Origin of the sequence: Lactobacillus kefiranofaciens (genome assembly GCF_014656585.1) — a bacterium.
Classification (GTDB): Bacteria; Bacillota; Bacilli; order Lactobacillales; family Lactobacillaceae; genus Lactobacillus; species Lactobacillus kefiranofaciens.
In genome coordinates, this window is the sequence record NZ_CP061341.1 from 1,842,821 (window position 1) to 1,862,029 (window position 19,209).

General features: G+C 33.0%; 17 protein-coding genes and 3 pseudogenes. 2 read left to right on the top strand and 18 right to left on the bottom strand.

From position 1 onward, the window contains the following. Positions 1-57 precede the first annotated feature (57 nt). From ICI50_RS09030 to ICI50_RS09060, 7 genes and pseudogenes are all read right to left on the bottom strand, one after another. Complete coding sequence (locus ICI50_RS09030) at positions 58-1,233, bottom strand: MerR family transcriptional regulator (RefSeq protein ID WP_188891557.1); 1,176 nt, start codon at positions 1,231-1,233, stop codon at positions 58-60. A gap of 71 nt (positions 1,234-1,304) precedes the next feature. Next, positions 1,305-2,372: pseudogene (locus tag ICI50_RS09035) on the bottom strand (Abi family protein). A gap of 128 nt (positions 2,373-2,500) precedes the next feature. Beyond that, positions 2,501-2,611 carry a hypothetical protein gene (locus ICI50_RS10890; protein ID WP_236694807.1) on the bottom strand — a complete coding sequence of 37 codons (111 nt, stop codon included), beginning with the start codon at positions 2,609-2,611 and terminating at the stop codon, positions 2,501-2,503. Continuing rightward, positions 2,578-2,832, bottom strand: coding sequence for a type II toxin-antitoxin system HicB family antitoxin (locus ICI50_RS09045; protein WP_236694808.1), 255 nt, complete (start codon positions 2,830-2,832; stop codon positions 2,578-2,580). The genes ICI50_RS10890 and ICI50_RS09045 overlap by 34 nt, the downstream gene beginning before the upstream one ends. A gap of 518 nt (positions 2,833-3,350) precedes the next feature. Next, positions 3,351-4,844, bottom strand: a complete 1,494-nt coding sequence (locus ICI50_RS09050; RefSeq protein ID WP_188891559.1) for a flippase — start codon at positions 4,842-4,844, stop codon at positions 3,351-3,353. 8 nt (positions 4,845-4,852) lie between these two features. Further along, a complete protein-coding gene (locus tag ICI50_RS09055) occupies positions 4,853-5,104 on the bottom strand; it encodes a hypothetical protein (protein WP_188891560.1) in 252 nt (83 codons plus the stop codon). 19 nt (positions 5,105-5,123) lie between these two features. Next, positions 5,124-5,501, bottom strand: coding sequence for a glycosyltransferase family 32 protein (locus tag ICI50_RS09060; protein ID WP_188891561.1), 378 nt, complete (start codon positions 5,499-5,501; stop codon positions 5,124-5,126). Positions 5,502-5,525: 24 nt separating this feature from the next. Here ICI50_RS09060 and ICI50_RS09065 point away from each other — a divergent pair. Continuing rightward, positions 5,526-6,573, top strand: a pseudogene (locus tag ICI50_RS09065) (IS30 family transposase). Positions 6,574-6,696: 123 nt separating this feature from the next. Here ICI50_RS09065 and ICI50_RS09070 read toward each other — a convergent pair. The 11 genes and pseudogenes from ICI50_RS09070 to ICI50_RS09120 all read right to left on the bottom strand — a co-directional run bounded on the left by ICI50_RS09070 (position 6,697) and on the right by ICI50_RS09120 (position 17,601). Beyond that, complete coding sequence (locus ICI50_RS09070; protein ID WP_188891562.1) at positions 6,697-7,920, bottom strand: O-antigen ligase family protein; 1,224 nt, start codon at positions 7,918-7,920, stop codon at positions 6,697-6,699. Next, positions 7,895-9,043 carry a glycosyltransferase family 4 protein gene (locus ICI50_RS09075; protein WP_188891563.1) on the bottom strand — a complete coding sequence of 383 codons (1,149 nt, stop codon included), beginning with the start codon at positions 9,041-9,043 and terminating at the stop codon, positions 7,895-7,897. The genes ICI50_RS09070 and ICI50_RS09075 overlap by 26 nt, the downstream gene beginning before the upstream one ends. Beyond that, the gene (locus tag ICI50_RS09080) at positions 9,040-9,930 is read right to left on the bottom strand and encodes a glycosyltransferase (RefSeq protein WP_172996301.1); all 891 of its coding nucleotides are present in this window, start codon (positions 9,928-9,930) and stop codon (positions 9,040-9,042) included. Before ICI50_RS09080 ends, ICI50_RS09075 begins: the two co-directional genes overlap by 4 nt. Positions 9,931-9,936: 6 nt before the next feature. Then, positions 9,937-10,971 (bottom strand): glycosyltransferase family 2 protein, encoded by a 1,035-nt coding sequence (locus ICI50_RS09085; RefSeq protein ID WP_188891564.1) that lies wholly within the window; start codon positions 10,969-10,971, stop codon positions 9,937-9,939. Then, positions 10,961-12,112 (bottom strand): glycosyltransferase family 4 protein, encoded by a 1,152-nt coding sequence (locus ICI50_RS09090; protein ID WP_188891565.1) that lies wholly within the window; start codon positions 12,110-12,112, stop codon positions 10,961-10,963. Before ICI50_RS09090 ends, ICI50_RS09085 begins: the two co-directional genes overlap by 11 nt. A gap of 3 nt (positions 12,113-12,115) precedes the next feature. Then, the gene (gene cps2T, locus ICI50_RS09095; RefSeq protein ID WP_188891567.1) at positions 12,116-13,279 is read right to left on the bottom strand and encodes a beta 1-4 rhamnosyltransferase Cps2T; all 1,164 of its coding nucleotides are present in this window, start codon (positions 13,277-13,279) and stop codon (positions 12,116-12,118) included. A gap of 34 nt (positions 13,280-13,313) precedes the next feature. Then, positions 13,314-13,965, bottom strand: a pseudogene (locus ICI50_RS09100) (sugar transferase). Between the two features lie 118 nt (positions 13,966-14,083). Further along, the gene (locus ICI50_RS09105; protein ID WP_188891569.1) at positions 14,084-14,854 is read right to left on the bottom strand and encodes a tyrosine-protein phosphatase; all 771 of its coding nucleotides are present in this window, start codon (positions 14,852-14,854) and stop codon (positions 14,084-14,086) included. Then, complete coding sequence (locus ICI50_RS09110) at positions 14,854-15,642, bottom strand: CpsD/CapB family tyrosine-protein kinase (protein ID WP_188891571.1); 789 nt, start codon at positions 15,640-15,642, stop codon at positions 14,854-14,856. The genes ICI50_RS09105 and ICI50_RS09110 overlap by 1 nt, the downstream gene beginning before the upstream one ends. 10 nt (positions 15,643-15,652) lie before the next feature. Continuing rightward, on the bottom strand, positions 15,653-16,534 hold the full coding sequence (locus ICI50_RS09115) for a YveK family protein (RefSeq protein WP_188891572.1): 882 nt from the start codon (positions 16,532-16,534) through the stop codon (positions 15,653-15,655). Between the two features lie 11 nt (positions 16,535-16,545). Continuing rightward, the gene (locus ICI50_RS09120) at positions 16,546-17,601 is read right to left on the bottom strand and encodes an LCP family protein (RefSeq protein WP_013854765.1); all 1,056 of its coding nucleotides are present in this window, start codon (positions 17,599-17,601) and stop codon (positions 16,546-16,548) included. A gap of 342 nt (positions 17,602-17,943) precedes the next feature. On the opposite strand from ICI50_RS09120, the gene hflX reads away from it, so the two are divergent. Next, complete coding sequence (gene hflX, locus ICI50_RS09125; RefSeq protein ID WP_054640616.1) at positions 17,944-19,209, top strand: GTPase HflX; 1,266 nt, start codon at positions 17,944-17,946, stop codon at positions 19,207-19,209.

The window sequence follows — 19,209 nt, forward strand, 5'->3', positions numbered from 1 at the left end:
TTCATACTAAGTATATAACATTACGTTACGTCACCTTCAAGGGTAAATAAAAAAGTTTTAAACTTTTTTAGCGCTAAAATACCCAGCATCCTTGGTTATATAAAAACCATTCTCAACCTTGTGATCCACATATTGCTTAAAATCTTGATAATGATCTAGCAAAATTGAATTTTGATTACCATGACAAGACAAAATGTAGGAAATGATCGGCATTGATTCAGACAATTCAATTGCATCTTGATACTTGTGACAAGTTACATCTTTAAAATATGGCTGCAAAATCTGCTTACCATTATCCAAACCAAAACGTTCATATAAATTGGTCGAAGATAGAACAATATTGAAATTATAGCTTTGAACTAGATCTGTAATCTCATGCATATGCCTTTTAGAATATGTGCTGCAAACAAATGATGCTCCTGGCTTCAACACCCGTCGCACCTCTTTCAATGTCTTGGGAATATCATCACAGTAAAAAAGCATGTGATTGGCAATTACCAGATCAAAAGTGTTATCTGCAAATGGAATCTTCTGCGCATCAAATACGGCGTATTGAAATTGCGAATGATCGCCTATTGCCTTTTTAGCATCAGCAAGCATTCCCTCGGAAATATCAGATAAAACTACCGTTACACCAGCTGGCACCCTATCGATGTTCTGCGACCATAACGCTCCATTGCCGGCACCCAATTCCAATACTTTCATCCCTGGCTTTAAGTGTAAATTGCTAAATAACCATGGAAACCAACCTTCCTTATTCACAGAATAATCTCGGTGCAAACGAATCCGCGCAGAAATATTCGTAGCGTTCTTGTATTGCATACTGAGTGATTGATTCATCGAAGTTAAATGAATCAAATTGAGCATCTTGCTCCAATCCACTTGCTGGTTTGATTTTAAAGCCTCACTAGTAGAGTCAATTGCCGCAATAACGTTTTTCATTTCTTCTAGGCGTTCTTCAGCTAAACGCTTCTGAATTTGCAAAGAATTTAGCAAAAATTGGGCATCCCCTGAACCAATCGTCATTTCACGAATGTCACTAAGTGAAAAGCCCAGATATTTTAAAAGTAAAATCTGTTGCAACTTGGCAAAATCTTTGTCGGTATAACGCCGTGCGCCACCTTTAGTACGCACGGCTGGTTTTAATAAATTTTTTTGGTCATAATAGCGAATCGTGCGAATCGACACATGTGCTTTTTCCGCGAATTCGCCGCTTGTGTAGTATTGTGTCATGATAAAAATATTCCTTAAATAAAAAGGCCTCAGACATATCCAAGGCCTCAGCTACCATCGTAGCCTTATAACTAATATTCTATTAAAGAATCAACTCTATCCTCAGTGGTTAAATCAAATAACTTCCTTATCATCAGTTTATTTCTAAAACCATAATGTTGAGGTGTAGTAGTAGCATCAAATAGTTTATACACGGCTGATTCAATATCTTTGAAAATATATTTATTATTAATTTTACTCATCAGTTTTACAATTATACAAAGTTGAAAAGCTAACGCATTAGTATAATTACCTTCTTGCGTTCTTAACAATATACCTTCATCTATATTATGCGTTTTAAATTCTACTGGAACTTTGGCTTTAGTTTTTAATTTGAAATCAGCCAATAATCCATTATGACAACAAATATTTCTAATTAAATTAATATTATCTAACCAACTAACTAATTCATCTGTCTTACAGCCAAAATAGGTTGAAATTTGGTCTCTATTATTTTTACTCATCAGTTTATACATATGAATACTTTCACCTAATGTTAATTCATTCATTAATAACCATATTGGCGGATTAACACGATCACTCTCAGAAGTAAATTTATGCATATCATATGAAGCAGATTTTCTTACTTTTACGGGGATTTTTGCTAAAAAATTAAGTTGTTCTTTTTGAATTGCATATTTATCCATAAATTTATTATGTAAAAATTTATTTCTTGAATTTCTTTGACACCATATTCTAAAATCTAAATATCCATATGGCCCATATTTTCAACCTAATACATTACTTATCTTTGTATTTAAAGTGGTTTCAATGTCTTCAATCGCATGTAACATAGCTTGTTTTAAATGCTTATCTCGATAAAATCTAGCAACTAAGTTATCAAAGTGGATATTTTGATAAGAAGAATGCTCACTATCATAATAAGGAAAAGCATAATTTTTTAAATTATAGTATCCTAGTGTACTGATTGTTTTTAATTGTTTTATTAAATGGCTAATCTCTTTAGCATTTTTATTACGGATGCTTAAGTTAATACCAGTCATACCCCTTAGTTTGAACAAGGCTAGTTGATCTATATATCGAATTGATTTTTGAGTTTTCATAAGCATAAAAAAAACCTTGCGATAGGACGTATCCATTAGAGCAAGGGGATTGATCTTTCTATAGTCATTCTAATAAATATCGAGCTATAAAGCAAATATAATTATTGAAACATATGTTTATTTAATTATAATAACAGAGCTTAATATAGATAACAACTCTTAAATTACCCCAAAACCAATCTTTCAATCAACGTAGTTACCGCTGAATTTAGCCTTTCATTATTAGCTTCCGCATATTCAGCTAAATCCTTATGCAATTCTGGAGTGATACGCACATTAAACGTACCTTTATAAAAACTTGCAGCTTGATATTATTTCGTTTGCAATCAGCAATATATTCATCAACAACATTATGAAAATCTTGCTTCAGCTCTTCAACGGTTTCGCCCTCATATGACAATAATCCCTTAATGCCGATTACCTTTCCATACAAGACATTATCCTCTTCGGAAATATTAACCGTTCCATAATAATCTTTATAATGTAGCATTTTCATAAGATATTCTCTGCTTTCAAAATCTCAACAACTTCTTTAACTTGATATGTTAAAAGAGTTTTCCTTGGATGTAGCTTATATAAAGTATTTGGCGCACCGTTTTCATTAAGGAATTTAATTCGCGAGCCGCTCCTTCTTCCCCTATATTTTGGTGAAAGCCCCAACCTTATAACAATGATGCCAGTTCACCAAAAATAATACTATTTGACCTATTTTTTAACTTCCTTATTCTGCCATACTAACTCACTCAATAAAAAACGATATTCAACATCTCACGCAAAAAGATCTCTATGTACAGCAATTTAGGTTAAAAATCGATCTACGAGAAAAATCTATTTACACAAACTATTTGACAGTGTCGAAAAGATATATAAAATCAATCTAAAAAGTAAATTATTTATTACTTTCATTTAACTTACTTTACATACTCCTAGCTTAATAGCTCTATGCCACAGTAATTAATATATATTCGACTAAAAATTGAACCTACTCAATTTAAGTCAAATTTTATTTAATCTTTACTTAAATCGTTGCTTTATATTCCCTAATATTTCTAAAACTAATTGTTCCTTCAAAATTAGTAAAGTTATTCCATATACACCGAAGTATACAATTCCTACACATACACAATTTATAAAACTAGATTTTAAAGAAAGAGTTAGACTACTAGAAAATAATATTGGAAAATGAACCATATATAATAATCCTAATACGACTAATGCAAAAATATTACCTATCATGAGTTTACAAATATTTTGCCAATCTATTGCATTACGTAATCTTTTTCTCAATACTATGCAGTGCGTTACAAATACGCTACATTCTGCAATAACCGTTGATAAAGCTGCTCCTACACCACCAATAATAGGAATTATTGCCAAATTGATCCCTGCATCAAGAAGAGCACCAACTATAGATCCAACTAATACCCATTTTTCCATCTTTAGTGGAATTAACATTTGCCAAGCAGTTACACTACTCAATCCAACAAAGATAATAGCGGGAATTAAACATTGCAAAATTATTCCGGCTCTCTCATATCCTTTACCAGCCAACACGAAAATAACTTGATCGGCTTCTAAGAAGAAAAAAATTGCCAACGGGATTGATATTAGAAGTACAAAATTAAATGACTTTCTAATTAACTCATTAAATTTTTGAATACCATTATGATTCAAGTAATAAGTAATACGAGGTAACATTACTGCACCCAAAGAAGTAATAAGACTGGTTAAAATGTTTTCAATTTTTATTGTAGCTGAGTAATATCCAACTTCTCTATTACTAGTCATAAAGCCCAACATTACTTGATCAAGATTAGTATAAATAACTGTCATTGCACTATATAAAAATAGAGTAACAATAGGTTGCAAATGTGGTTTAAGATTTAATGAAATATGAAAATTAAAATGAGCATAATCTCGAAGCTTAATCATATTTAAGAAATTAGAACCCACATTCCCTAAAACGGTAATACCAGCATATATAATATAATCTTGCGGATTATGAACTAAAATAAACATTAATATTACTGCAATTACCTTAAAAGCTAAATTCCTCGCAGTAATATAATCATATTGTTCTATACCTTGATAAAACCAATCTACTCCAAACGTAGTAAAAATTATTTGAATAGATGTTATAGCAATTAGCGTAGAATCTTTCCTAAAATCAGGAACAATTAAAACTAGCAATAACAATAATAGATAACTTAATAAAGTAAAAAGTGTATTTATTACCACTAATTCAGTTAGTGTCTTATTTAATTTCTCTTGATCATCACGAACTTCTGCTATCTTTCTTACACCATAAGACGGAATCCCCATTGCAGCTAACAATGAAAAATAGCTAATAACTGATGCAGCGAACGCAATTTTACCATTTGGCGCAGGTCCTAATATTCTTGACACATAAGGAAAAGTAATTAATGGAAATATAAAACCTGAAATAGTTAAAAGAGCATTCATAAAGAAATTATATTTTATTGAATGTATTTTTATTTTTTTACTCATAATCTTTTCTAACTTTTAGAAACTGTCAAATATTCAGTTGGAAACACTATCTGATTATTATCTAAATATTGAATTTTATTATTTATCTCTAAACCATGTAACTTAAAGTAGTCACTAATAATACCTACAGTTATAAGATCATTTAATTTATTACTATCATATTTTTTATTTTTATAAATACTAAGTATATTTTTAAAATCCTCATCTCCCTTATGCGCGCCCAAAACAAGTCCACTATTAATTAAACCCGAATTTTCCATAGCCCAAACGCTTTTGTACTTACATAATGTACTTATATTTTTTTAAAAAAACATCTGTATCAAAATAAAAACCACCGTAATTATATATAATATCTAATCGAACTACATCACTGGCAAATGCCCAATTTTTATCTCTATACGCTTCCTCTATATACTTATATTTTTTAATATCAAAATTACTTTCGTCAATTCTAATAATTTTAAAGTCAGGATTTACTTCTTTCCAATTCTTTAAGTTTTTTTGAACTACTTTAGGAAGAGGATTTTTTTCCAACCAAACATAATAAATTCGTTTGGGTATATAATTTATTTTCTTCGCTGATTGTAAAATTAAGTTGAACACTTGATAAAAAATAAAAAGTCCATTCGGACCTGTTTGATAGAATGTAGTTACCACACAACATTTAGAAACGAGGTCAAAATGGACTCTTTACATTCTACCATGAATCAGCACATTAAAGGCAAGCATTTATCATTCGAGGAAAGAGTTATTATTCAATTGCGTTTGAAAGATGGCTATTCTTTGCGTGCCATCGCCCGTGAATTAAACTGTTCTCCTTCTACTATCAGCTATGAGGTTAAGCGCTACTGTAGAACTGTATCATGGCAAAGTCAAAAGATATAAGGCTACTCAAGGGCATGATGCATATCAAGCTCATCGTAAAAATTGTGGGCGCAAATCAGACTTTCTCAGGAAAACTCAATTCATGCGCTATGTCCACAAGCATTTCTTTAAAGACGGCTGGTCGCTTGATGTGTGCAGTAATCGTGCCACTGCTGTTGGCGCATTTAGCAGCAGAGATGTTGTCTGTACTAAGACTCTTTACAATTATGTCGACCAAGGTCTATTAGATATACATAATTACGACTTGCCAGAGAAGCTTAAACGCAATACCAAGCTTCATCGTATTCGCAAAAATAAGAAAAAACTTGGCAGAAGCATTGAAGAACGTCCTAAAGAGATCAATAAACGTAATGAATTCGGTCATTGGGAATGCGATTTAGTTCTCGGACATAAGAGCAAAGATGATGAGGTGCTGCTAGCCTTATCTGAGCGTATGAGTCGTGAGTTTTTAATTCTTCGTATTCCTGACAAGACTTCTGTCAGTGTCATGCAGGCCTTTAAAGAACTCCAAAGGCAATACAGCGAACATTGGAATGATATTTTTAAAACCATTACCACTGATAATGGCTCAGAGTTTGCAGATCTTTCCAACCTAGAAAAAGCATCCAATACACTGGTTTACTATGCCCATCCTTACACTTCTTGTGATAAGGGAACAGTTGAAAGACACAATGGTCTTATTCGCAGATTCATTCCTAAAGGAGAAGCAATAGCTAACTATTCTTTACAAGACATCATTAATATTGAAACCTGGTGCAATTCTTTGCCAAGAAAGATACTGGCCTATCATACACCAGATGAAATCTTTGAAAGAGAATTAGATCAAATCTATCAAGCAGCTTAACTAAAAGTGTTCAATTTATTATTGCAATTTGCGAATTTATTTTCTTCAATTTTATATCACCTAATTAAAAATAGGTATTACTCATTTTTTATTCACTGTGAAATGAATTTTTATAAATAAATTTTACTTTTTATAAGTATCACCAAAACTCATAATACTCAAGAATAATACCAAAGAAACAATACGACTGTAATCTAAATAAGACATCGTAAAAACTGATACTATTATTTCAACCCATAGTCCATATAATAATGCCTTCATATGAACTGCTTTTTTAGCAATTCGTAAGCTTTTTATGATTATCCATATATACCAACCTAATCCGAATATGCCTAAAGTAACAAAAATTCCAAATATACCAATATCATCATAATTATAAATACCTAATGGTCCCTTTAAATAATAAAATAATATACTTGATGGATTGGGAACAATATTTCCTATTCCAGTCCAAAAATTTTTTTTCACAAGTGGAATATAATAATCAATTGCCTCTTTTCTTGCATAATTGCTTCCATTATTATTATCACTCATCGTACTTAATAACGATTGGAACATTGTATAAAATAAATATATTAAACAAATTGCTAATAAAACATAAAATAATATTTTTATAGCATCCATTTTATTTTGTTGACCAAGTATAATTATCGTCAAAATAGAAATTATTATTGAAATCAAATATATACGCGATTGATCAACTAGAATAATACTATAAATTCCTACTATCAAATTAAAAAATGATACTTTTTTGCGCAATACCTGTAATTGAGAATCTAGTAATTTATAGGCTGATATAATAACACTTATTCTAATTAATCCTTCTGCTACACTATAAATTCTACCATTAACCCCTATTACAGCAGCAATTTGTAAAAATTTACGTCCATTAAGCTTAAAGATTATATTTTGACATAGCAAAACAACACATAAAATTAAGCTTATACTTTCAAGCAATGTACAAAATTTATAAAATTGTTCTTCATCTTTTAAAAAATAAATTATAGGAAAATATGCCAAAAGCATCAAGTAAAAAAATTGTGATCCAAATGCAGATATTAAATTTAAATTATAAACATTCATCATGTAAAAAGCATTAGAAATTAGGATTAAAAATAAAATTCCTATAGCGATTCCAAATTTTCCCACTTTTATTTGTTGATACCTTCCTAGGAAAATTATAAATATAATTACAGCAACAAATGCCGAGAAAGATACATTAGAAGCCTCATTACTAAAAGGATACGGTAAAGGAATTAAATAAAAAAATTTTGTTACAGATACTAAAAATATGCCTATTAAACATAATAAAAAATTATTATCAGTTTTTCTTTTTTTCCTTATCATTTATCGTTTCCTTCATACATTCTAAGATAATATTATTTACTTTTTCTTTCCATGAATTCCAATTTAATCTGTAAATATACAACTCTCTACTCTGTTTAGACATATTTATAAAAAGATTATTATTTAAAATTTCTAATATTTTTTTAGAAAATGTCCTCTCTGTGGAATTAGGAGAAAGTAAAAATCCACTTTCATTATTTTTAACATATGTAGTCAAACCACCTGTTTTATAAGTTACAACAGGTAATCCATACATTGCAGCTTCACAAAGAGAGATAGCAGAACACTCTGCCTGAGTAGGAAAAACAAAAATATCACTATTCTGATATAAAAAAATCATCTTTTTTAATTCTTCTTTTTTATTTTTATTTAATCTTCCCTGAAATCTTATAAAATCTGGATAGATAGTATCTGCAGGTTTCTTAAATCCTACAACGTTCAAAATAAAATGATATTTATTTTGCTTTAAATTTAAGAGTTTAACCGTTTTAATAGCAATATCTATACCCTTTCTTTTCCAATCCACGCCTACAATCAATAGCCTAACATTTTTCAAAGGAGTTATTTTCTCCTTATATTCATCAGGCATGTTAGCCCCAAAAGGTATAACATTTAACTTGGTTGAAGTAATTTTATAGTTTTGTTCAGCACTATTTTTAGCCCAATTACTTGTCAATATAATCTGACTTGATTTACACAAGGAAACTTTTTCATTAAAATCTCTCCATTTTACTTCACTTTGAGGTACATTAAAATAATAATATCCTAACATAGCTCTGTAAGTTGCATCACTTAAATATATAATTTTTTTATCTTTATTTATTAAACTTGAACTTAAAATATCACTTTGTGCAACAAAAAATAAGATATCATATTTATTAATTTCAGTTAATTTTTTTTGTATTTCTCTTTTTTCAAATATTTTATCTATTTTAGAATAATTAATCCTATTAAAAGTTATTTTATGAATTATTTTATGTACAATTTTATGCACCGTAGTAACAGGAACTACAATATTAGTTACATCACATATTTGTGTCAAATTATCAAATATATATTTTCGGGTACCACTCCACACTTTTATATCATCTGCAGATTTTCGTGTAATATAAGCTACTTTCATTTTTGCCTCATTATCTTTTTAATATGACCAGTCAGAAAATATCGCGCAGTTATCAAACTAAATAGAATTTTTTCAATTAGTAAAGTAAATTTTTTTACGTTAAGATACTTTTCTAAAAAAATCAATTTACTTTTATGCATAATTCTTAATTGTATTACTTGGTCTGGTATACTTTTATTAATAGTAGCAGAATGCATGTGCTTGTAAAAAATATTATTTATTATATATGTCTTATATCCTGCTTTTTTTAATTTATATCCTAATGTATCTTCTTCACAATACAAAAACATTCTTTCATCATAACCACCTACTTTTTGAAATATAGATATATTTACTAAAAACATTGCTCCAGGTACACAATCAACTTGAGAATAAACTGTTTCAAAATACTTATTAGAATAATATAAATCTTTTATCAAAAATTGTGGTCTATGATTTAATTCATTAAAAGCCCATTGATATGGAGTGACAATTTTCCATCCTCTATTATTAACAACTTTATTATTAAGTAATTGCGTTGCTGAAACGATTGCAGCTTTTTTTTCTTGCATACATCTAAGCATTTTTTTCACTGTAGCATTAGAAAAAATGACATCTGGATTAGCAATGATAGCGTATTGAGCATGTAAATATTTGGAGGCATATTTAATTCCATAATTATTACCATATCCGTATCCTCCGTTTTTATGAGAGGAAATTATTACTACTTTGTCATTATTTGCAAATCTGTTTTTTAAAAACTGATAAGAATTATCTGTTGATTTGTTATCTACAATTACAACATTTTTTAAACTATCAAAATTTTGTATATTTTTTACGAGATTGCCTACTAATTGTGCACTATTATAATTTAAAATTATACAAACAGTGTTAGCTTTTTCTTCCATATTAACTTATGACCCTTCCATATGTTTATAACAATACATATATATTTTATCAATCAAACTCATTATCATTGGATTATGTATGGACAATAAAAAAATGATTTTTTTTCTCTTAGATATCATTATGTTTTTTAGAACATATTCTTTAAATTTAATTGCTTCATTTCTAGGATCTTTAATCGCTGTCTTATCTTCACAACTTAATTTAAATTTATTATTTTTCCTCAGTTGTCGAGAAAAATTAGCGTTAGCTATAGCATATTGAGCATAAGCATTCCTTCGTGCATTCGTTAAAGACAAAGGTATTTTCTTTATTACTTTATGTAGGGCCGCTATATAATCCTCATTAATTTTTTTAAAATTAATATTATTTTGAGTTATCTCAATACCGCTACTTAACCCATTTTTGTTTCGAACATAATGATAATTACATGTACTTGAATATGCAATTTTACGTGCAAATTGTAAATATTCTACCGTAAATAAAAGATCTTCTGACATGGTTAAAGTTGTATCTATACAAAGATGATTTTCAGTAATAATTTGCATTTTCCAAAGTTTATTATCCAGATACCCCGATGGGCCATTAATCTTAAATAAGTCTTCCTGCATTTGAGAAGAATTTATTATTTTTTCTTCTAAATTAACTAAAGCATAGTTTTTTCCATTAAAGTTTGTACACTCTATACCGCTTACTGCTAAATCAATGTCAGAATCTTTTGAAAAACCAATCCATAAATTATATAAATAATCAGTATCTACATAATCATCAGCATCTACAAATGCAACATATTTAGTATCACACATTGATAAACCTTTATTACGAGCATAGGAAACACCTTGATTTTTCTGAGATACAACTTTAATTTGTGAATATGCCGAATAAAATTCATTCAAAATTGATAAAGTGTTATCAGTAGAACCATCGTTTATTATAATAATTTTAGGAAAACATTTAGTTTGGTCTAATAAACTATTTATACATTTTCTAATCGTATTTTGAGAGTTGTAAACTGGGATAATCACTGTAATATCAGAATTCATTATAAATATCCTCAAAATTGCTTAAAAATCTTGCTAACGAAAAGTAGGTAATTAATTTATAACGAGATTTCTTACCATAATCAATATATGCTTTTTTCTCTACACATTTTTTCACTGCTTCTCTAAGTGCTTTTTTACTTAATGGTGTAACTAATTTACCATTATAATCATCTTTCACCATCTCAGTGATTCCACCATAATTATAACCAATTATCGCACAACCACATCCCATAGATTCTAAAACTACAGTAGGTAAAGGATCTGGAGAAGTACTCGGTAAAATTAAAATATCAAAGAAATGCTCCACAGCATAATTATCCTTTCTAAATTTTGAAAAGATAATTCTATCATGGTGCGGTAAAAAATTGATTTTCTTCTTTATTTTTTCAATCCGCCATTCTTGCCCCTTAAATGCACTACCAATGATAAATAAATAAAGATTATCAAATTCATTTAATAATGGAGCTAAGGCATCAAGGAAATCATCTTGCCCTTTCCAATTATTAACCCGTCCTATCATCCCAACTTTTATAGCATTCTTAGGTACATTCCACTCTTTATAAAGGTAATCTGAATTTACATTAGGCGAAAAAATATTAGAATCTACACCATTGTGAATAACTACTATTTTATTCTTATTTACTCCATTTGTAATTAAGTGCTCTTTTACTGGTCCAGAAACTACCACTGCTATATCTGCATACTTGTTTACACACCAACATAAAAACCTATTAACAATTTGCGGATGAGTAATAATCTCATGAATATGCCACAACAAAGGAACATGTAGTTTTTTCTTTAATCTGATTCCTTCAAGAACAGCCAAAGTATTGACGTGAATAATATCTACCTGTATGTTATTTTCCTGCAAGTACTTTACAATTTCATCACTTTTATTCTTATAATTTGAAATGTAATTTATAATTCCTTTTGGGTTAAAATATTTTCTTCTTAAAATAGGATACTGGATTACGTGCACCAAAACTCCCGCTTCTTCAAGCTTATCCTTCAAGATTCCATTAGTGGGTAAGATTACAATCGGGCGGAATTTTTTCTTATCTAATCCCGTCGTCAGCCCCAATAATATTTTATCGGCGCCATACATTTCTGCTCCAGCATGTAAATATAGAATTGTCTTCATTAACTAATCCTTTAAAAATGCATTCTCATAATTTGAAACTATCTTTTCCCAAGAATAATCATAAAGAATCCTTTGTTTGGCTTTCTTTCCAAGATTATCAATTTGTCTAGCTGTTAAATTATCAGTTTTTTCAAGTAATTCACTCAAAAATCCTGGCGTCTTACTCCAATAAAGAACTGCATTCTCGGCAACTTCTTTATTAAAGCCGACATTATAAAGAAGATTGAGCTTCGTACTGCCAAGTGCCTCAAGTAACGATGGGTTGGTTCCACCAACCGAATGTCCATGAAGATAACCATAAGCATTTTCACGAATAAATTTTAATAAACCTTTATCGTAAACAGTACCTACAAATTTAATTCTAGCATCTTGATCAAAATGGGTCTTTTCTTTTAGTGACTCGTAAAAATCATTTTTTTCAACATTCGTAATAATTACTAAATCTTTTTTTGTATTACTTGCCATAAATTCACGAATCATGGTTTCATAATTATTTTCAGGAACAAAGCGACCTACAATCAAATAATAATTATTCGGCATTATTTTCTTAGCTTGATACCAGTCTTTAACCTTGTTATCTTCAAATGACAAAGATGATTTAGTAATATCAGCACCATACGCAATAAAGATAGTACCTGGGTTATAACACCTATAAGTTTCATGAATATATTTTTCAATATTTTTGCTATCACAAACTAACAAGTCTGCGTTTTTAACCATCCCGGCTTCGCTAATCTTCCAGTATGTACGAACTGGCTTAGACCATTTAGCACGAAGCCATTCATGTCCATCTGGGTTTACCCATACTTGAAAACCATATTTATGAAACTTAGGAATATAGCTGTGAATAAAAGGCCCTATTCTGCAAGCTAGAATATAGACAATTCCATTTCGCAGATTTTTTTCTTTAATTTCTTTCAATGCCCAGTTAAGAGCTTTTAAGTCATAAAGAATTGCTTTAGGACCACCAATATTAGGGACACAGATTTCGTGACAATCTGCACCATTATAATCATAATCTCTAGTATTCTTATTGAATGTCATGCAAGCCACATGATACTTAATATCTTTAGAAACCTGTCTTGCTACTAGATTATCAACGAAAGTCTCATAGCCACCATATTGAGCAGGAATTCCCTTAGAGCCAACAATAAAAACGTTTTTCATAATTAATTCCTATTTTTACGCCTATGTCTTATTTTTAATACGCTCCATTAGGATGAACAACCACCCCAATGGTCTTAATAATCAATTTCAAATCTTCTATTATTCCAGAATGGTTGATATACACAATATCAAGCCAAACCATCTCGTCAAAATCAGCTTCATTGCGCTTAGTAACTTGCCACAATCCTGTACAACCTGGCATGACAAGCAATCTCTGCTTGTCATAGTCAGTATATTCTTCTACCTCTGATGGTAAAAGGTGGACGTGGTCCAACTAGTGACATATCACCGATTAGGACATTCCATAATTGTGGCAATTCATCAAGACTGTGCTTTCTAATAGTATACCCAATCTTAGTTATTCTTGGATCATCCTTTATCTTGAAAATCGCACCATTAATTTCGTTCTGATCTTCCAGTTGATCAATCATTTGATCTGCATTGACAACCATTGAACGAAACTTCCACATCTTAAATGGTTTTTCATCTTTACCAATTCTCTCTTGTGAATAGAATGCTGGTCCACCGTCTTCATGTCTTATTTTTATTATTAAAAATAAAAATAATGGAGACAGTAGAATCAATCCGACCGCACTAGCAATAATATCAAACAATCTTTTCACTGCGTGATAAGCATACCGCCCATGCACTTTGGCCGGATTAACTTTTAGTTTCTCCATTACCATCATTTTCCTCTTACCCTCAATGTCGTATCTTTATAGTACTTTTCTGTAAAATAAACACTCTTTTTAGTCAATATAGCACAAATACTTAATCAATGGCATAAATCTGCAGATTTGCAGATTAAAATAGCCAAAATTTTTTCTTTTTGCCAAGCGGTCGCCAATCTAGTTGCACATTGTCCCCATTTACAAATGCACGAGCATTATCTTGATACTGCTGAGCAAGATCACTCCCAAATTCCTTGCTCAGCTTTTTTAATGCTTCACTATATTGGTATTGCCTTTTTGGCAAATCGTGCGCATCCGAAGAGAAGCAGGCACATTGGCCTGCTTCGATAAACTTGCGTGACATTTCTTCAATTTTTTTGCCAAAGGTTCCCATGTAAGAACTAGCAGTAATTTGCACTAAGCATCCCTGCTCAATTAATTCCTGCAAGATAGTTGGCTCTTCTAGAATCTTCTTATTTCGTTCTGGGTGAACCACAATTGGTGTAATCCCGCGCTGCATTAATTCAAAGACCATATCTCGCGTATAAGCTGGTACATCGTCACTTGGAAATTCCAAGAGCATGTATTGTCTATCCTCATCTAAGAAAAGAATATCGTCATCATCTAATGCCTTAGGCAAGTCTCCAGAAATTCTGACCTCTTGCCCAGGAAACACCGTTAACGGAATCTTGGCATCGTCTAACATATCCTGAAAGTTTTCTGTTAAACGAATAACGTCTTTCTTATGATTGATATACTTGCCATTAAGCATGTGCGGCGTGCAAACTGCATGAGTTACCCCATCAGCCACAGCTTCTCTAGCTAACTTAATTGACGTTTGCCAATCCTTGGCACCATCATCAACGCCTGGCAAGATATGACAGTGGATATCAACTAAAACCATTATTTCTTACGTCCTGAAAAGAAACCTTTTTTCTTTTTATCTTCTTCGCCGTAACCGTAGCCATATCCATAGCCGTAACCATATCCATAACCGTAGCCGGCATTATCTGAACTAATATCATTCATAATGAAGCCTAATACCTTGGCCTTAGAGAAGTTAAGTATTTCTACAGCACGTTTAATAGCAGCCTTTTGTGTTTTACCTTGACGTACTACTAAGATAATACCGTCTAAGCGACGAGCTAATTCTTGCGTATCAGATACTTCAAGCACTGGTGCCATGTCGATGATTACCATGTCATAGTGATCTTCAACTAAGCTGATGAAGTCTTGCATTCTCTTAGATCCAATCAATTCTGATGGGTTAGGTGGTGTAGGACCAGCAGGTAAGATTGCTAAGTCAGCAATCCCACTGTCTTGGACAACTTCATCTAAGTCTACTTCCTTAGCAGTAGAAGAGATAACTGTACTTAATCCTACATGATTGCTTAAGTTAAATGTTCTGTGAACAGTAGGACGACGTAAGTCGGCATCAATCAACAATACCTTACGGCCCGCTTGAGCATAGGTTACAGCAACGTTAGCTGCAACGGTTGACTTACCTTCACTGATATTAGCAGAAGTAAAAGCAACAGATTTGATATTATGGTCAACTGCCATGAAGTTAATGTTGGTACGAATGGTACGGAACTGTTCAGTTACTGGACTCTTAGGATCAGCAACTGTAATTAACTTAGCACCGTTTTTAATGGTTTCATCTGTACCACGTTTTTTCTTAAAAAGTGACATCAGTTACCTCCTATACTCTGCGTCTCTTGCGTTGTTCACGCTTAGCAGCTGGCTTATTATTCTTCTTAATCAACTTAAATGATGAAGATACGTGGAAGTGCGATACATGTCCTAAGTTAGTTAAGCCTAAATCTTGAGTTAAGTAAGTATCATCACGAACAGTGGTATTAGTCATTTCACGAATTAAGATCACTGCAAAGGTTAATACTAAACCAATAACAAATCCTGCTAAAGTAAACATCTTAACGTTAGGTGATGATTGAACACCATTAGTAGCTGGTGCAACGATCGTAACGTTATCGATATTCATGATATTAGGAATTTGATCTCTGAATGATCTAGCAACTGCATTAGCTTCAGCCTTAGCCTTTTCAGGAGTATCAGCCTTAGCAGAAACTGAGAATACCTGTGATTGTTGTTGCGCAGCAACTGAAACGCTCTTAGCTAATTGCGCAGCTGAAACGCTATATGCCTTACCGTCACGTTCAATGACTGCTGGTTGAGCCTTTCTCACCAAGACTTTTCTACCATCAGTAGTTTTGTACTTAGCTGGCTTAGCCTTCTTAACCACTCTAACTGGGTTAGTCAAACGATCAGAAGCATCCTTCAAGATTACATGACTAGTTACAATATCTTTATAGGTATTAACTAACTGCATGTTAGCTTGTTGGGTTGTATATGCTGCATTAGGATCATTCTTATTGGATTTTTGGTTAACTAAGATTTGTGCACTAGAAGTATACTTTGGTGAAATGACAAAGTTAGCAATTCCCCAACCTACTAATGCAAGTCCAATACTCCAAAGAATCAATGCCCAGATATGTCTGCGGCAAAGTTGAAGCAATTGAGTGAGATCAATTGTATTATCAGTTTGCTTTTGTTCTTGTTCCATCTGTCTTTCCTTTAATTATGATTCATAACGTAACTTGCTTTATTAGCAGCTACCTTAGTCTTTGGCAATTCGAGAGCATCCCTAATCTTATCAGATACTCTTTGTCTTTCTTCCTTACTTACAACTTCGATTTCCATCAAGCCAAACTTAGGATTCATAGTTTGCTTACTTACACCTTGAGCATGGTCTTGGCTCAAGTTATCAGTGGCCTTGCGGTAATCCATACCAATCTTGTACATTTGGTTCATGGTCAAGTCAGTCTGCATTTCATCAGAAATTGAATTCAAGAAATTAGAATTCAACAAGGTTGTTGGTGAAACAGACTTCTTAAGAAGTGCCATAATTACGCGGCGGTCACGATCTTGACGACCGTAGTCTTGACGTGGATCTCCGTGACGAAGTTGAGCAAAGGCTAATGCTTTTTTACCATTCATATGATAAGTCTTGCCTTCTTCGAAGTGGTAGCCCATATTATTGAACGTAAGTGGTGAAGTTACATCTATACCACCGACTTGATCGATTGCCTTCTTCAAGCCGCCCATGTTAATCATGATGTAGCCGTCAATTGGCACGCTGTAGTACTTATCCAGCGTCTTGATCGTCTCGCTAACGCCGCCCAGCGTGTAAGCTGAGTTCATCTTCGTTACCCCATATTCTGGGTAATCTGGGAAGATTGCGTTAGAGTCACGCGGAATAGATACAATGGTAGTCGTATTCTTCTTAGGGTTGATGGACATCATCATCATGGTATCCGTCCGGCCCTTCCAGTGACGACCCATCGCACCAGTATCGATACCCAATAACAAGATGTTAATTGGTTTCTTTTCATTTAACAAATTATCAAGAGTCCGACCCTTGTTGCTCTTCGTATTCTTAGCAACGGGGGTGTACATGTTTTGCGTTGTACTACGCAGGTTCTTGTAAACCATGCCGCAAACAAAAAGACCAATGACCACGACAATTCCTAGCACAATCCAAAAACCACGCCAAAATTTTCTGTGATGATGACGATGGTGATGGTGATGTCGACGCATCGGCTTTTTATCTTGTTGATTCTTTTCTACCATATTAATCCCCTCAATATATTATAGACCTTTACATTATATACTCATTCCATAACATTTTACTAGTCCTGAATAGGCTTTCTAAGGGGATAAATTTAGCTTTTGGCTTACTTACGCCATTTTGAAGCAAGAAAAAAATCGCTGCTCTGTTAAAATAAGAGCAGCGATCTTCTGCATTTGTTTCGAATGCAATTATGATTTAACCTTATTGCCCACTTACTATATCATGGAAGCTATTTAATTTCTAGCAAAAGTTAATTTTAGACCACAATCCGCTTCTTTCCTTATTATTAACAACTGTAATACAATTAAAGTATAAAGAATTTCGAATAACGAGGTGTACTCATGATCGACAATCAACCTAAAAAAACAAAAGCTTATATCGCGGGCGTAAACTTGAATGACCCGAACTTCGATTACTACATGACGGAGCTGGCTAACCTAACTGAAGCCGATAATATGGAAGTCGTCGGCCAAAGCCAGCAGAACGCCGAATCGATCGTCGCCGGAACCTACTTCGGGTTAGGCAAAATCAACGAGATTAAGGCAATGGCTCACGGACTTAAAGCTAAGGTCTTAGTGCTTAATGATGAACTAACGCCGGTGCAGATCCGCAACTTAGAAAAGCTCACCAAGTTGCGCGTCGTCGACCGAACTGAATTAATTCTAGAGATTTTCGCTAGTCGGGCTAGAACTAAGCAAGCTAAGCTGCAAGTTCAACTAGCACGTTTACAATACGAACTGCCCCGCTTGCATCCCTCAGAGAACAACCTGGACCAGCAGCGTGGCGGTGGCTACTCCAACCGTGGTGCCGGTGAAAGCAAACTGGAATTGAACCGTCGGACGATTGGTAAGCAGATCTCTACCATTAAGAAGGAACTCAAGGCCGTAGCTAGTCAGGAAGAGATTAAGTCAGCTCGCCGCAACCAAAGTCGCATCCCTAAAGTTGCCTTAGTCGGCTACACCAACGCCGGCAAGTCAACCACGATGAATGGTTTACTCAAAGAGTTCAGCGACGAAAGTGGCAACAAGCAAGTATTCGTGAAGAACATGCTCTTCGCCACGCTAGACACCAGTGTCCGTAGAATTGACTTGAAGGACAACTTCAGCTTTATTCTGTCCGATACTGTTGGCTTCATTTCCAAGTTGCCGCACAATTTAGTTGAATCATTCAAGGCTACCTTGCAAGAGACTAAAGATGCTGATCTCTTGATCAATGTTGTGGATTCATCCGATCCTAACATGGTACAGATGATTCGCACGACGCAGAATGTTTTAGATGAGATCGGCGTTAAGGGCATCCCAATGATCACCGCCTATAACAAGGCCGACAAGACTGACCGTAATTATCCACAAATTGAAGGCAGCGACATCCTTTATTCAGCCATTGACCCAAAGTCAATCAAGATGCTGGCCCAGCTCATTACCAAGCGTGTCTTCTCTAACTACGAGAAGTATCACTTAGTTTTGCCACTCAGTGCTGGCAAGGAACTGGCATATTTGCACGAGAACGCGCAAGTGCTCAGCGAAGATTATCAAGATGACGGCGTTCACCTTGAAGCCAACATCGCGCCCGACGACCAAGGACGCTTCAAACAATATTTGGTCTAG